The 12,439-nt window shown below is 66.1% G+C and carries 11 protein-coding genes; 9 read left to right on the top strand and 2 right to left on the bottom strand.

Annotated elements, in window-relative coordinates; genetic code table 11:
• Window positions 1-371: 371 nt before the first annotated feature.
• Window positions 372-620, bottom strand: coding sequence for a hypothetical protein (locus HZF05_RS12875; protein WP_160366759.1), 249 nt, complete (start codon window positions 618-620; stop codon window positions 372-374).
• Window positions 621-826: 206 nt separating this feature from the next.
• Between HZF05_RS12875 and HZF05_RS12870 the strand changes: the two genes are divergently transcribed.
• Entirely contained in the window at window positions 827-2,116 is a 1,290-nt protein-coding gene (locus HZF05_RS12870; RefSeq protein ID WP_160366758.1) for an MFS transporter, read from the top strand.
• Window positions 2,117-2,480: 364 nt separating this feature from the next.
• Here HZF05_RS12870 and HZF05_RS12865 read toward each other — a convergent pair whose 3' ends face one another.
• Complete coding sequence (locus HZF05_RS12865) at window positions 2,481-3,788, bottom strand: MFS transporter (RefSeq protein ID WP_160366757.1); 1,308 nt, start codon at window positions 3,786-3,788, stop codon at window positions 2,481-2,483.
• Window positions 3,789-3,958: 170 nt separating this feature from the next.
• Between HZF05_RS12865 and cyoA the strand changes: the two genes are divergently transcribed.
• From cyoA to HZF05_RS12825, 8 genes are all read left to right on the top strand, one after another.
• Entirely contained in the window at window positions 3,959-5,047 is a 1,089-nt protein-coding gene (gene cyoA, locus HZF05_RS12860; RefSeq protein ID WP_425505621.1) for a ubiquinol oxidase subunit II, read from the top strand.
• A gap of 8 nt (window positions 5,048-5,055) precedes the next feature.
• Complete coding sequence (cyoB, locus tag HZF05_RS12855) at window positions 5,056-7,062, top strand: cytochrome o ubiquinol oxidase subunit I (RefSeq protein ID WP_160366755.1); 2,007 nt, start codon at window positions 5,056-5,058, stop codon at window positions 7,060-7,062.
• A 21-nt stretch (window positions 7,063-7,083) separates the two neighbouring features.
• Window positions 7,084-7,698: a cytochrome o ubiquinol oxidase subunit III gene (gene cyoC, locus HZF05_RS12850; RefSeq protein WP_160366780.1), complete on the top strand. Its 615-nt coding sequence runs from the start codon at window positions 7,084-7,086 to the stop codon at window positions 7,696-7,698.
• Window positions 7,695-8,057, top strand: coding sequence for a cytochrome o ubiquinol oxidase subunit IV (cyoD, locus tag HZF05_RS12845; RefSeq protein WP_160366754.1), 363 nt, complete (start codon window positions 7,695-7,697; stop codon window positions 8,055-8,057). Before cyoC ends, cyoD begins: the two co-directional genes overlap by 4 nt.
• Complete coding sequence (locus tag HZF05_RS12840; RefSeq protein WP_343046888.1) at window positions 8,054-8,749, top strand: SURF1 family protein; 696 nt, start codon at window positions 8,054-8,056, stop codon at window positions 8,747-8,749. The genes cyoD and HZF05_RS12840 overlap by 4 nt, the downstream gene beginning before the upstream one ends.
• 12 nt (window positions 8,750-8,761) lie before the next feature.
• A complete protein-coding gene (locus HZF05_RS12835) occupies window positions 8,762-10,051 on the top strand; it encodes an ATP-binding protein (RefSeq protein ID WP_246331961.1) in 1,290 nt (429 codons plus the stop codon).
• Window positions 10,048-10,575 (top strand): response regulator transcription factor, encoded by a 528-nt coding sequence (locus HZF05_RS12830; protein ID WP_160366752.1) that lies wholly within the window; start codon window positions 10,048-10,050, stop codon window positions 10,573-10,575. The genes HZF05_RS12835 and HZF05_RS12830 overlap by 4 nt, the downstream gene beginning before the upstream one ends.
• Window positions 10,576-10,665: 90 nt before the next feature.
• On the top strand, window positions 10,666-12,414 hold the full coding sequence (locus tag HZF05_RS12825) for an alpha-glucosidase (protein WP_246331959.1): 1,749 nt from the start codon (window positions 10,666-10,668) through the stop codon (window positions 12,412-12,414).
• Window positions 12,415-12,439: the final 25 nt, after the last annotated feature.

Raw genomic sequence — 12,439 nt, 5'->3', positions numbered from 1 at the left:
ACGTGATGATGCCCAGAGGCCACCATCGCACGCCGAGCCGCCGCCCGCATGTCCCTTCATCCAACCAACAATGAGAAAGAACGCGACAGCTTCCCTGCCCCGATTTTGATCTCGGGGGACCGGTTGTCCGATCCAGAAAGTGCCACGCGGAAACTCTGAAAGTAACCGCTCCCCGAATATCTGGCAAGAAGCTTTTTTGAGCCCCTCCCTTTCGGAGCCGCCAGCAAGCCGACCAAGTGGCCGTCCGCTGCGGTGGAGGGGCCTCTACAGACGCTCCGGGGGTCCGTCAACAGATTCGGTTCAGAAAATTTCGCCAGGCCGCAATTTTGTCGTCCGGGCCGCCTTTCGAGCCTGAATACCTCACCGGCAACTCAGTCGAGCGCGCCCCGCTGCGGCGCGCCCGCCCGTTGCGCATCCCGGGGATCGAGCTGCCCGCTGTTGAGTTCCAGCCGCTGGATACGGTTTTCGAGGCCATCCATGCGTGTTCCCAGCCTGTCGAGACCGGTCGCCTGGTCCTGCGGATCGAGCACCATGATGCGCAGCAGCGCGATCACCAGGAAGGACATGAAGGCGCCCCCGGCAGCCCCCGCCATGAAGCACGCGACCATACTCCGATTCATGCGCGATCCCCTACGACCCGCCATCCTCCCGGAGCCAGCATATCGACAGGATCGCGCCGGCACCACCGCCGCCGCATCGCCCCGGCCCGGATCGTCGCGCGGGAGGAACCGCAGGCCACGTCGCTCCCGACCCGCATCGACCGCGGGCGGTTGACGCCGCGCCCCTTCTGCCGCCATCGCGAAGCCGAACCAGAACGGAGCGAATGATGGGCGGCACACGGCAGACGGGGCGGATATTGCTGGCGAGCCTGGTGGGCACCTCGGTCGAGTTCTACGATTTCTACATCTACGCCACTGCCGCGAGCCTCGTCTTCGGGCCGCTCTTCTTTCCCGCGACATCGGCCTCCGCACAGCTTCTCTCCTCTTATGCCAGCTTCGGCCTCGCCTTCCTCGCCCGGCCGCTCGGCGGGGCGCTGTTCGGCCATTTCGGCGACCGGATCGGCCGCAAGTCGACGCTGGTCGCGTCGCTACTGCTGATGGGCCTCTCCACCGCCGCCATCGCCTTCCTGCCGACCTATGCGATGGTCGGCTGGATGGCGCCGGCCCTGCTTTGCCTGCTGCGCGTCGGGCAGGGCATCGGGCTAGGGGGCGAGTGGAGCGGTGCCGCGCTGCTGGCGGTAGAGAATGCCCCGCCCGGCTGGCGCGCCCGATTCGGCATGGCGCCGCAGCTCGGTGCACCGGTCGGCTTCCTCGCCGCCAACGGCTTCTTCCTGATCCTCGGCGCGACGCTGACGCCCGGGCAGTTCAAGGACTGGGGCTGGCGCATCCCCTTCCTCGCCAGTGCATTGCTGGTCGGCCTTGGCCTCTGGGTGCGCCTCAAGCTCACCGAGACGGCTGCCTTCGCCGCCGCATTGGAGGAGGCGCCACCGCCGCGCGTCCCGATCGCCGACGTGCTGCGCGATCATCTCGGGCGCACGCTTGCGGGCATCCTCGGCGTCGTCTGCTGCTTCGCGGTCTATTATATCGCGACCGCCTTCGCGCTCGGCTACGGCACCACCAAGCTCGGCTATGCCAAGCAGGCCTTCCTGGAGGCGCAGCTCGTCGCCATCCTCTTCATGGCGGTGGGCATCGTCCTCGCGGGCTGGCTTTCCGACGCGCTCGATCCGCGCCGCGTGCTGATCTGGGGCTGCATCGGGGCGATCGTCGCGGGCGCGCTGCTCGCGCCGCTGCTCGGCAGCGGATCAATGATGCATGCGTCCGTCTTTCTCGCGCTGGCGCTGCTGGCGATGGGCTTCGTCTACGGCCCGCTCGGCGCCTGGTTGCCGGGCCTGTTCCCGCCGCAGGTGCGCTATACCGGCACCTCGCTCGCCTTCAACATCGGCGGGATCATCGGCGGCGGCCTCACCCCGATCCTCGCCAAGCTGCTGGCGGACCGCTTCGGGCTGGCGACGGTCGGTGCCTACATGGCGGGCGCTGCGGCGGTCAGCATCGTCGGCCTGCTTCTTGCGGGCCGTGCAACCTACGATGCGGGCAGGACGGCGCCGATCGAGATGTGATGCCGATCGGCGGCCCGGCGCCGTCCATCTCGAGCCCGGGCGGTTTTCACCGCGCCCATAGTACCCCACGCACGCGCCGATAAACCGAGATCCGACGGCGCTGGTGAGGCATCGTCAACGCGGGGCCGTACCGAAGCCTCAGGCTGCTCACCTCGCCATCGCCGGACCCGGCCGCTTGTTTCGGCTACGAGCCGATGCGCGATCCGCACAACCGCCGCCCGTCCCCGGCAGCGATCGTCAGCTTGTTCGGGCCGTTCGCGAGGGTGCGCGATTCCTCGCGGGCGTGGGCCAGCCCTTCGCCGCAGGCCTCCGATCCGGGAGCGGCAGGCGCGCTCGACGCCTGCCCGCAAGACCCGCTGCCGAACTAGCCGATCCGGCCGGCCAGTTCCTTGTTGATCGCGAGCGCCGCAAGCGTGCCGAGCGCGCCGGACAGCAGATACCCACCCGCCGCGAGCAGTCCATAGTTCGTCGCGAGCAACAACGCGGCGAGCGGCGCGAAGCCGGCGCCGAACAGCCAGGCAAGATCGGACGTCAGCGCCGATCCGGTATAACGCGATTGCATCGAGAAGCTCGACGCAACCGCACCCGATGACTGGCCGAAGGACAAGCCGAGCAGCACGAAGCCGATGATCATGAACGCCGCCGCGCCGGCCTCGCCGGTGCCGAGCAGCTGCGGCGCGAAGCCGCTATAGGCGGCGATGGCGCCCGCGCAGAAGCCCAGCAGATAGCGGCGGCCCACCCGGTCCGCGATCACGCCGGATGCCACGATGGACAGCAGGCAGATCACCGCGCCGCCCATTTCGACGAGAAGGAAACGCTCTGCCGATTCTCGCGTGAAGAGCACCACCCACGACAGCGAGAACACCGTCACCATGTGGAACAGCGCGAAGCTGGCGAGTGGCGCGAAGGCGCCGATCACGATCCTGAAACCGTCCGACTTCAACGTTTCGCGCACGCGCGAAGGCTGGAGCTCGCGATTGTCGAACAGCGCCTCATATTCCGGCGTCACCACCATACGCAGCCGCGCGAACAGCGCCACCACGTTGAGCGCGAAGGCGACGAAGAAGGGATAGCGCCATCCCCAATCGAGGAAGTCGCCGTCGGAGAGGTTCGCCAGCGAGAAGGCGAACAGCGCGCTCGCCACGATCAGCCCGAGCGGCGCGCCGAGCTGCGGCACCATCGCGTACCAGCCACGCTTGTTCTGGGGCGCGTTGAGTGCGAGAAGCGAGGCGAGCCCATCCCAGGCGCCGCCGAGCGCGATGCCCTGGCCGACACGGAAGATGCAGAGGAACAGCGCCGACAGCCACCCGACCGACGCGTGCCCCGGCAGGAAGGCGATCGCGACGGTGGAGCTGCCGAGCAGGAACAGTGCCGCGGTGAGCTTGATGCCGCGCCCGTAATTGCGGTCCACAGCGAGGAAGATCAGCGAACCGATCGGCCGCGCGATGAAGGCCAGCGAGAAGATCGCGAACGACCACAAGGTGGCGTCGATATGGCTCATGTACGGGAAGACCAGCCGCGGGAACACCAGCACCGAGGCGATCGCGTAAACGAAGAAATCGAAGAATTCGGACGTGCGCCCGATGATCACGCCGATGGCGATCTCGCTCGGCCGCACCTCGTGGCTGCCATGGGTGTGGATCTCTGGTGCGGCCTGGCCGATCGCTGCCATTATCTTATACTCACTCCTGCCATCGCAGCCCGGCGAGGGTGCAACGGGTGGCGGCGCGATTCAACGCCGAAATTGGTCAACCGGCTCCCCTCTACACCACGAGGCACGAATTTTACTATAGGACAAAATGCCCTATCGCTGCGTCGCAACATTCGCGCTAAGGCGCGGCCATGATCAGGAATCACCCTCGCCGAATCCCGCGATCGGCCCGGATAACCGCCGTTCTTGCCATGCCTCTGATGCTCGCCGGCTGTGACATGGAGGTGCTGTATCCGGCTGGCGATGTCGCACGGCAGCAGGCGCATCTGCTGGCGATCTCAACGCTGTTGATGCTGCTCATCATCATTCCGGTGATGGCGCTGACAATCCTGTTCGCGTGGCGTTATCGTGAGAACAACACGGCGGCGACCTATCGGCCGAACTGGGACCACAGCACGGTGCTGGAGCTGGTGATCTGGTCGGCGCCGCTGCTGATCATCATCGCGCTAGGCGCGCTGACCTGGATCACCACCCACACGCTCGATCCCTACCGCCGGCTGGAACGGATATCGCCGGGCAAAAGCGTGCCCACCAACAGCAGGCCGCTCGAGATCGACGTGGTGGCGCTCGACTGGAAGTGGCTGTTCATCTACCCGGAGCAGGGCATCGCCACCGTCAACGGCCTCGCGCTTCCCGTCGACCGCGAGGTACAGTTCAAGCTGACCGCCAGTTCGGTGATGAACAGCTTCTACGTGCCGATGCTCGCGGGTCAGGTCTATGCAATGCCCGGCATGCAGACGCAGCTCCATGCTGTGCTCAACAAGACCGGCCGCTTCGGCGGCATCTCGGCCAATTACAGCGGTGCCGGCTTCTCGGGCATGCATTTCGAGGTCGCCGGCATGAGCGAGGCCGATTTCGGCAGCTGGGTCGCAAAGACCAAGGCTGCGGGCGGAACGCTCGACACGCGCACCTACTTGAACCTCGCCAAGCCGAGCGAGGATGCGCCGATGATGCGCTGGGCCTCGGTCGATCCGACGCTGTTCGACCGCGTCGTCAACCGCTGCGAGACGCCGGGCACGCCCTGCATGATCGACCTGATGAAGAAGGACATGGGCGGCATGCCGATGGGTCATCCGGAAGGGCATCAGCTGCCAGTCAACGACACCCTGCCGACCTCGCCGCCCGGTGCGCTGATGCGCTCGCCGAGCCAGCTCGGCAATTCGGCCCGCCCGGCCAATCCCGCGGACAATGCGCCCGCCGTCCCCCATTCGCACAGCTGAGGCCGTCGATGTCCCTCGAACTTCCCAAGATCATCTTCGGGCGCTTCACGCTCGACGCGCTGCCGATCCACGAGCCGATCCTCGTCGGCACCTTCGTCGGCGTCGCCATCGGCGGCATCGCGCTGCTGACGGCGCTGACCTATTTCAAATGCTGGACCTATCTCTGGAAGGAGTGGTTCACCAGCGTCGATCACAAGCGCATCGGCGTCATGTACATGGTGCTGGGCCTCGTCATGTTCCTGCGCGGCTTTTCGGACGCGATCATGATGCGCGCGCAGCAATCGATGGCGTTCGGCGCCAACCAGGGCTTCCTGCCGGCGCACCATTATGACCAGGTGTTCACCGCGCATGGCGTGATCATGATCTTCTTCGTGGCGATGCCGTTCGTCACCGGCCTGATGAACTTCGTGGTGCCGCTGCAGATCGGCGCGCGCGACGTGAGCTTCCCCTTCCTCAACAACTTCAGCTTCTGGATGACGACGATGGGCGCCGTCATCGTGATGATGAGCCTGTTCGTGGGCGAGTTCGCGCGCACCGGCTGGCTGGCGATGGCCCCGCTCTCCGAGCTGGACTACTCGCCCGACGTCGGCGTCGATTATTATATATGGGCGCTGCAGATCGCGGGTGTGGGCACCTTGCTGTCCGGCATCAACCTCGTCTGCACGATCGTGAAGATGCGCGCGCCGGGCATGAACCTGATGAAGATGCCGGTCTTCACCTGGACGGCGCTGTGCACCAACGTGCTGATCGTCGCCGCCTTCCCGATCCTGACTGCGGTGCTCGTGCTGCTCAGCCTCGATCGCTACGTCGGCACCCACTTCTTCACCAACTCGGGTGGCGGCAACTACATGCTGTACACCAACATGATCTGGATCTGGGGCCATCCGGAGGTCTATATCCTGATCCTGCCGGCCTTCGGCGTCTTCTCGGAGGTGACGTCCACCTTCTCCAGTAAGCGCCTGTTCGGCTACACCTCGATGGTTTACGCGACCCTGGTCATCACCATCCTCTCCTATCTGGTGTGGCTGCACCACTTCTTCACGATGGGCTCGGGCGCCAGCGTCAACAGCTTCTTCGGCATCACGACGATGATCATCTCGATCCCGACGGGCGCCAAGCTGTTCAACTGGCTGTTCACGATGTTCCGGGGCCGCATCCGCTTCGAGCTGCCGATGATGTGGACGGTGGCCTTCATGCTCACCTTCACGATCGGCGGCATGACCGGCGTGATGCTCGCGGTGCCGCCAGCCGATTTCGTGCTGCACAACTCGCTGTTCCTGGTGGCGCACTTCCACAACGTGATCATCGGCGGCGTGCTGTTCGGGATGTTCGCGGGGATCAACTACTGGTGGCCCAAGGCGTTCGGTTTCAAGCTGGACCCGTTCTGGGGCAAGGTGAGCTTCTGGCTCTGGGTGCCGGGTTTCTGGGTCGCCTTCACGCCGCTCTACGTGCTCGGCCTGATGGGCGTGACCCGCCGCCTGCGCCACTTCGACGATCCGTCGCTGCAGATCTGGTTCCTGATCGCCGCGTTCGGCGCCGCGATGATCGCCGCCGGCATCGCCGCGATGCTCTACCAATATTATGTCAGCATCCGGGACCGGAACACGCCACGCCTGCGCGATTTCACGGGGGACCCCTGGGGCGGCCGCACGCTGGAATGGGCGACCTCCTCGCCGCCGCCGGCCTACAATTTCGCGTTCACGCCGATCATCCACGATCTGGACGCCTACGCCGACATGAAGGAGCGCGGCTATGCGCGGCCCGAGGCCGGCTTCCGCCCGATCCTGATGCCGAAGAACACGCCGGCGGGCCTGATCCTCGCCGTGCTGGCGGCGGGCTTCGGCGTGGCGATGATCTGGTACGTGTGGTGGCTGGCGGCGCTCTGCTTCGTAAGCCTCGTCGGCTACGCGATCTTCCACACCTTCACCTACGACCGGGAGTTCCACATCCCGGAGAGCGAGGTGCGAGAGACGGAAGCCGCACGCACCCAGCAACTTCTGGCGGCGGGAGCCTGATCGATGGCCAACGCACCCACCATGACCGACGCCCAGGGCTTGCCCGTCTTCCTCGACATGCACGAGCATGACCACGAGGCCGGCGGCTCCACGATGCTGGGCTTCTGGATCTACCTGATGAGCGACTGCCTCATCTTCGCGATGCTGTTCGCGGCCTACGGGCTGTTCGGCACCAGCTATGCGGGCGGCCCCAAGGCGTCGGAAATCTTCGAGCTGCCGCTGGTCGCGGTCAACACCTCGATGCTGCTGCTGTCGTCGATCACCTACGGCTTCGCGATGATCGCGATGCAGGACAGGAAGAAGTCGGCCGTGCTGATCTGGCTGGCGATCACCGGCCTGTTCGGCGCCGCCTTCGTCGGCATCGAGCTGTCCGAGTTCGCCCACCTGATCGGCGAGGGCGCCACGCCCCAGCGCAGCGCGTTCCTCTCCTCCTTCTTCACTTTGGTCAGCACGCACGGGCTGCACGTCAGCTTCGGCATCATCTGGCTGATCACCCTGATGGTCCAGGTCGGCCGCTACGGTCTCACCGCCGCCAACCAGCGCCGGCTGATGTGCCTGTCGCTGTTCTGGCACTTCCTCGACGTCATCTGGATCGGCGTCTTCACCTTCGTCTATCTGCTGGGAGTCCTGCGTTGAGCGCCGCCCACGATCATGGTCACGACGGCCATCCGCCCGTCACCCGTTCGGGCTATCTGATCGGCTTCGGCCTTTCGGTCGTCCTGACCGCCATCCCATTCTGGCTGGTGATGACCGGCACGCTCGGCAGTGCGGCGGCCACGGGCTACACGATCATGGGCTTCGCGCTGGTGCAGGTGGTCGTCCACGCCATCTTCTTCCTCCACCTCAATCCGAAGGCGGAGAGCGGCTGGCAGTTCATGGCGCTGATCTTCACCATCGTCGTGGTGGTGATCACGCTGATCGGATCGCTGTGGGTGATGTACCATATGAACGTCAACATGATGCCAGGGACAGCGGACAGCGCGAGCGGCATGTGACCAAACGGCAGCGCCTCGGCCTCACGGCCCTCGCGCTGCCGATCGTCGCCGGGCTGGTGTGGCTCGGCGTGTGGCAAGTTCATCGCCTGGCGTGGAAGCGGGCGCTGATCGCACAGGTGGACGCCAGACTGGCGGCTGCGCCGGTGGCCGCGCCGGGCTTGAATCGGTGGCCCACCTTATCGGCCGGTGACGCCTACACCCGCCTGAGCGTGCATGGCCGCTACCTTGCCGGTCGCACCACCTTCACGCAGGCCGTGACTGATCTCGGGCCGGGCTATTGGGTGATGACCCCGCTGGTCTCCGATCGCGGCTTCACCCTGCTGGTCAATCGCGGCTTCGTGCCGCAGGCGATGAAGGGCCGGCCGATCCCCGCTCCTTCCGGCAATGCGACTGTCACCGGTCTGCTCCGTCTCAGCGAACCGCGCGGTGGCTTCCTCCGCGCCAACGATCCTTCCGTCGATCGCTGGTATTCGCGCGACGTCGCGGCGATCGCAGCGAAGCGTCGCATCGGCCCGGCTGCCCCCTATTTCATCGACGCCGACGCCGCGACCTCCCCCGGCTGGCCGCGCGGCGGCCTCACCGTCATCCGCTTCCCCAACAACCATCTCCAATATGCGCTGACCTGGTTCGCCATGGCCGCTGCACTCGCCGGCGCAGTCGGCTGGATGGCGCTGCGCCCGCCGAAGGACTAGATCGTCACGATCATGATCTGGACCGCAGAGCCGCGCCCGATCCCCCGCGCCGCCGAGGATGTCGGCGCGCGCAACATGCTGCTGCTCACGCAGCTACGCTGGCTCGCCATCGCCGGGCAGCTGGCGGCGATCCTCGGCGCATGGTCCTGGATCGGCGACGCGCTGCCGATCGTGCCGATGCTGGCGATCCTCGCCGCGCTCGCCGCGCTCAACCTGATGACCCTGTCGCTGCTCCACAAGGGCTGGAAGGTCGCCAACCACCAGCTGTTCGTGGCGCTGCTGATGGACTGGGCGGCGCTCACCACGCAGCTATACCTCAGCGGGGGCACCACCAACCCGTTCGCGCCGATCGGGCTGTTGCAGGTGGTGCTGGGCGCGGTGCTGCTGGAGGCGTGGTCGAGCTGGGCGCTGGTCGCCCTGCACAGCTCGGCCTTCGGGGCGCTGGCGGCTTTCCATAGGCCGCTCCGCCTGCCAGCGCCCTATGCCAGCACGCTCTCACCGGTGCACATGCTGGCGAGCTGGCTGAACTTCGTGATGGTCTCGGTGCTGCTGGTGCTGTTCGTCACCCGCATCGCCCGCAACATGCGCATCCGCGACGCGCGTCTCGCCGCGCTGCGCCAGCAGGCGGCGGAGGAGGATCACATCGTCCGCATGGGCCTGCTCGCGTCCGGCGCGGCGCACGAGCTGGGGACGCCGCTCGCCTTGATGGCGGTGATCCTCGGCGACTGGCGGCACCAGCCCGAACTCACCCCGCTCGGAGAAGAGATCGGCGAAATGCAGGCGGCGGTGGCGCGGTGCAAGGAGATCGTTACCGGCATCCTCTACGCCTCCGGCGAGGCGCGCAGCGAGATGGTCGAGCGCACCTCGCTCTCCGCCTTCGTGGCGAAGGTCGCGCAGGATTGGGATACGCTGCGGCCCGGCGTGCTGACGCTCGACGACCGATCGGACGGCGCGATCGCGATCGTCGCGGACCGCACGCTGGTGCAGGTGCTGTTCAATCTCCTCGACAATGCCGTCGAGGCCGGCGCGGGTCGTATCGCGCTCCTCGTCGAGGTCGTCGACGACGAATTGCACCTGACCGTCGAGGATGATGGGCCGGGCTTCACCGCAGAGACGCTCGCCTCGCTCGGCAAGCCCTATTCGTCGACCAGGGACCGGCGCGGCGCTGGGCTCGGCCTGTTTCTCGCCGTCAACGTGATGCGCAAGCTCGGTGGTGCCGTCACTGCCGCGAACGCGGGCCATGGGGCCGTCGTGACGCTTGCCATCCCGCTGCGCGCCCTGGCGGTGGAAGGCGCGCCATGAGTGATCGCCGCCTGCTCATCGTCGAGGATGACGAAGGCTTCGCTCGTACGCTCGGCCGATCGTTCGAGAAGCGCGGCTATGTCGTGCGTATCCTCCATGCTCCGGAGGGACTGACCGATGCGGCCGCCGATTTCCGTCCCCACTTCGCAGTGCTGGACCTGCGGCTCGGCCACGCCTCGGGCCTCGCGTGCGTACAGGCCCTGCACGATCTCGACCCGGGGATGCGCATCGTCGTCCTCACCGGTTTCGCCAGCATCGCGACGGCGGTGGAGGCGATCAAGCTCGGCGCCACCAACTATCTCACCAAGCCGTCCGACACCGACGATATCGAACGCGCCTTCGCCGCCGTGGACGGCAATGCCGAGGCCAGCCTGGCCGCGCGGCCGAGCTCGATCAAGACGATCGAGTGGGAACATATCCATCAGGTGCTCGCCGATACCGGCTTCAACATCTCCGAGACCGCACGGCGGCTCGGCATGCACCGCCGCACGCTCGCGCGGAAACTGGGCAAGCGCCACGTCTAGTCAGGGCGTCGCGGATCGGGCATTGAGCGCGCTTCTTAGGGCACGCCGCCCAGCGGCCCGGCCAGGCTGCCAACGGGAAGGATCGGGAAGATGCGTTTGGGGGGCGCCCTGTTTCGTGCGACTCTGCTGTCGGCGGCCGTCGCCTGTCTGCCCGTAGCGGCGCACGCACAGGCGATGATGCCGCCCCCGCCCAAGGTGATGCCCGCCAACCCGACCGTCGACCAGAGCGACTGGTACAAGACCGGCATAATCTACGAAGTCTATCCGCGCAGCTTCGCCGACAGCAACAATGACGGCATCGGCGACATTCCGGGCATCGTGAAGCATCTCGACTACATCCAGTCGCTCGGCATCGACGCGATCTGGATGACGCCGATGTTCCCGAGCCCGCAGGTGGATTTCGGCTACGACATCTCGGACTACGACAATGTCGATCCGCAGTTCGGCACCGTGGCGGACGTCGACCAGCTTGTCACGCAGGGCAAGGCACGCGGCGTCAAGCTGCTGCTCGATTTCGTGGTCAACCACACGTCGGACCAGCATCCCTGGTTCCTGCAATCGAAGAGCAGCCGCACCAATCCCTATCGCGACTTCTACGTCTGGCGCGATCCCAAGGCGGACGGGTCGCCGCCCAACAACTGGACGTCGATCTTCGGCGGCTCGGCGTGGACGTACGATCCGACGACCAAGCAATCCTACTACCACTTCTTCTACCCGCAGCAGCCGGATCTGAACTGGCGCAATCCGAAGGTCGAGAAGGCGATGTTCGATGCCGCCGAATGGTGGCTGAAGCGCGGCGTCTATGGATATCGTCTCGACGCAGTCGACACGATGTTCGAGCGCGCCGATCTCAAGGACAACAAGGTCTATCCGGGCATCGATGCCTTCGGCGTGCCCAACCAGGATCACGTCAACAACTCCAAGCAGCCCGAGGTGCACATCGAATTGCAACGGCTGCGCCAGATGGTGATCGACAAATATCCCGGCCGCATCCTCGTCGGCGAGACATGGACGGACAATGCGCAGGAACTGGTCCAATATTACGGGCCGCGGAACAATGAGCTCCAGCTGCCCATGTTCCTCAATCTGATCAGCCTGCCGAGCCTGACCGCGCCGGACTTGCGCCAGCGCATCACGGGCGTGGAGACCAACTCGGTCGGCGGCTGGCCGAGCTTCGCGCTCTCGAACCACGACAGCCGCCGCGCCGCGAGCCGCTATCCGGTGCCGCCGGGTGCCTCGACCGACGACTGGGCCAAGATCACCGGTGCGCTGCTGCTCACCCTGCGCGGCACACCCATCCTCTATTATGGCGAGGAGCTGGGCATGGTGAACAACGATCCCCAGCGCATCGAGGACGTGCAGGACATCATCGGCAAGAAGGGCTGGCCCAAGGAAAAGGGCCGCGACGGCGAGCGGACGCCGATGCAGTGGGATGCGAGCGTCAATGCCGGCTTCGACACGGGCGCCAAGCCCTGGCTGCCGGTCGCGCCCGACTACAAGACCCGCAACGTCGCGGCCGAGAGCGCCGACCCGCATTCCGTGCTGAGCTTCTATCGCACCCTGATCGCGCTGCGCCGCACGCACCCGGCGATGGGCGGCGACTGGAAGGCGGTCGACACCGAAGACAAGCAGGTGCTCGCCTACCAGCGATCGGGCGGCGGCAAGACCGTGCTGGTGCTGCTCAACCTCGATGCGAAGCCCGCCGACGTCCCGCTCGAAAAGACCGATACGCTGGAGGTGCTGCGGCCGCTGGCGACCAACCGCACGCTGCTGATCAGCGGTAGCGTCCATCTCGATCCGCTCGGCGTCTATGTGGCCGAGATCAAGCCGATCCCCTGACCGGCGGTTCCGCCAAAAATAATTC

Source organism: Sphingomonas chungangi (assembly GCF_013778325.1).
GTDB lineage: Bacteria > Pseudomonadota > Alphaproteobacteria > Sphingomonadales > Sphingomonadaceae > Solisphingomonas > Solisphingomonas chungangi.
This window is presented reverse-complemented; position numbering and strand designations above follow the sequence as displayed.

Coding starts and splice junctions, on each gene's coding strand:
- HZF05_RS12875 (WP_160366759.1), bottom strand. CDS start 620: ATGAATCGGAGTATGGTCGCGTGCTTCATGGCGGGGGCTGCCGGGGGC.
- HZF05_RS12870 (WP_160366758.1), top strand. CDS start 827: ATGGGCGGCACACGGCAGACGGGGCGGATATTGCTGGCGAGCCTGGTG.
- HZF05_RS12865 (WP_160366757.1), bottom strand. CDS start 3,788: ATGGCAGCGATCGGCCAGGCCGCACCAGAGATCCACACCCATGGCAGC.
- cyoA (WP_425505621.1), top strand. CDS start 3,959: ATGATCAGGAATCACCCTCGCCGAATCCCGCGATCGGCCCGGATAACC.
- cyoB (WP_160366755.1), top strand. CDS start 5,056: ATGTCCCTCGAACTTCCCAAGATCATCTTCGGGCGCTTCACGCTCGAC.
- cyoC (WP_160366780.1), top strand. CDS start 7,084: ATGACCGACGCCCAGGGCTTGCCCGTCTTCCTCGACATGCACGAGCAT.
- HZF05_RS12835 (WP_246331961.1), top strand. CDS start 8,762: ATGATCTGGACCGCAGAGCCGCGCCCGATCCCCCGCGCCGCCGAGGAT.
- HZF05_RS12830 (WP_160366752.1), top strand. CDS start 10,048: ATGAGTGATCGCCGCCTGCTCATCGTCGAGGATGACGAAGGCTTCGCT.
- HZF05_RS12825 (WP_246331959.1), top strand. CDS start 10,666: ATGCGTTTGGGGGGCGCCCTGTTTCGTGCGACTCTGCTGTCGGCGGCC.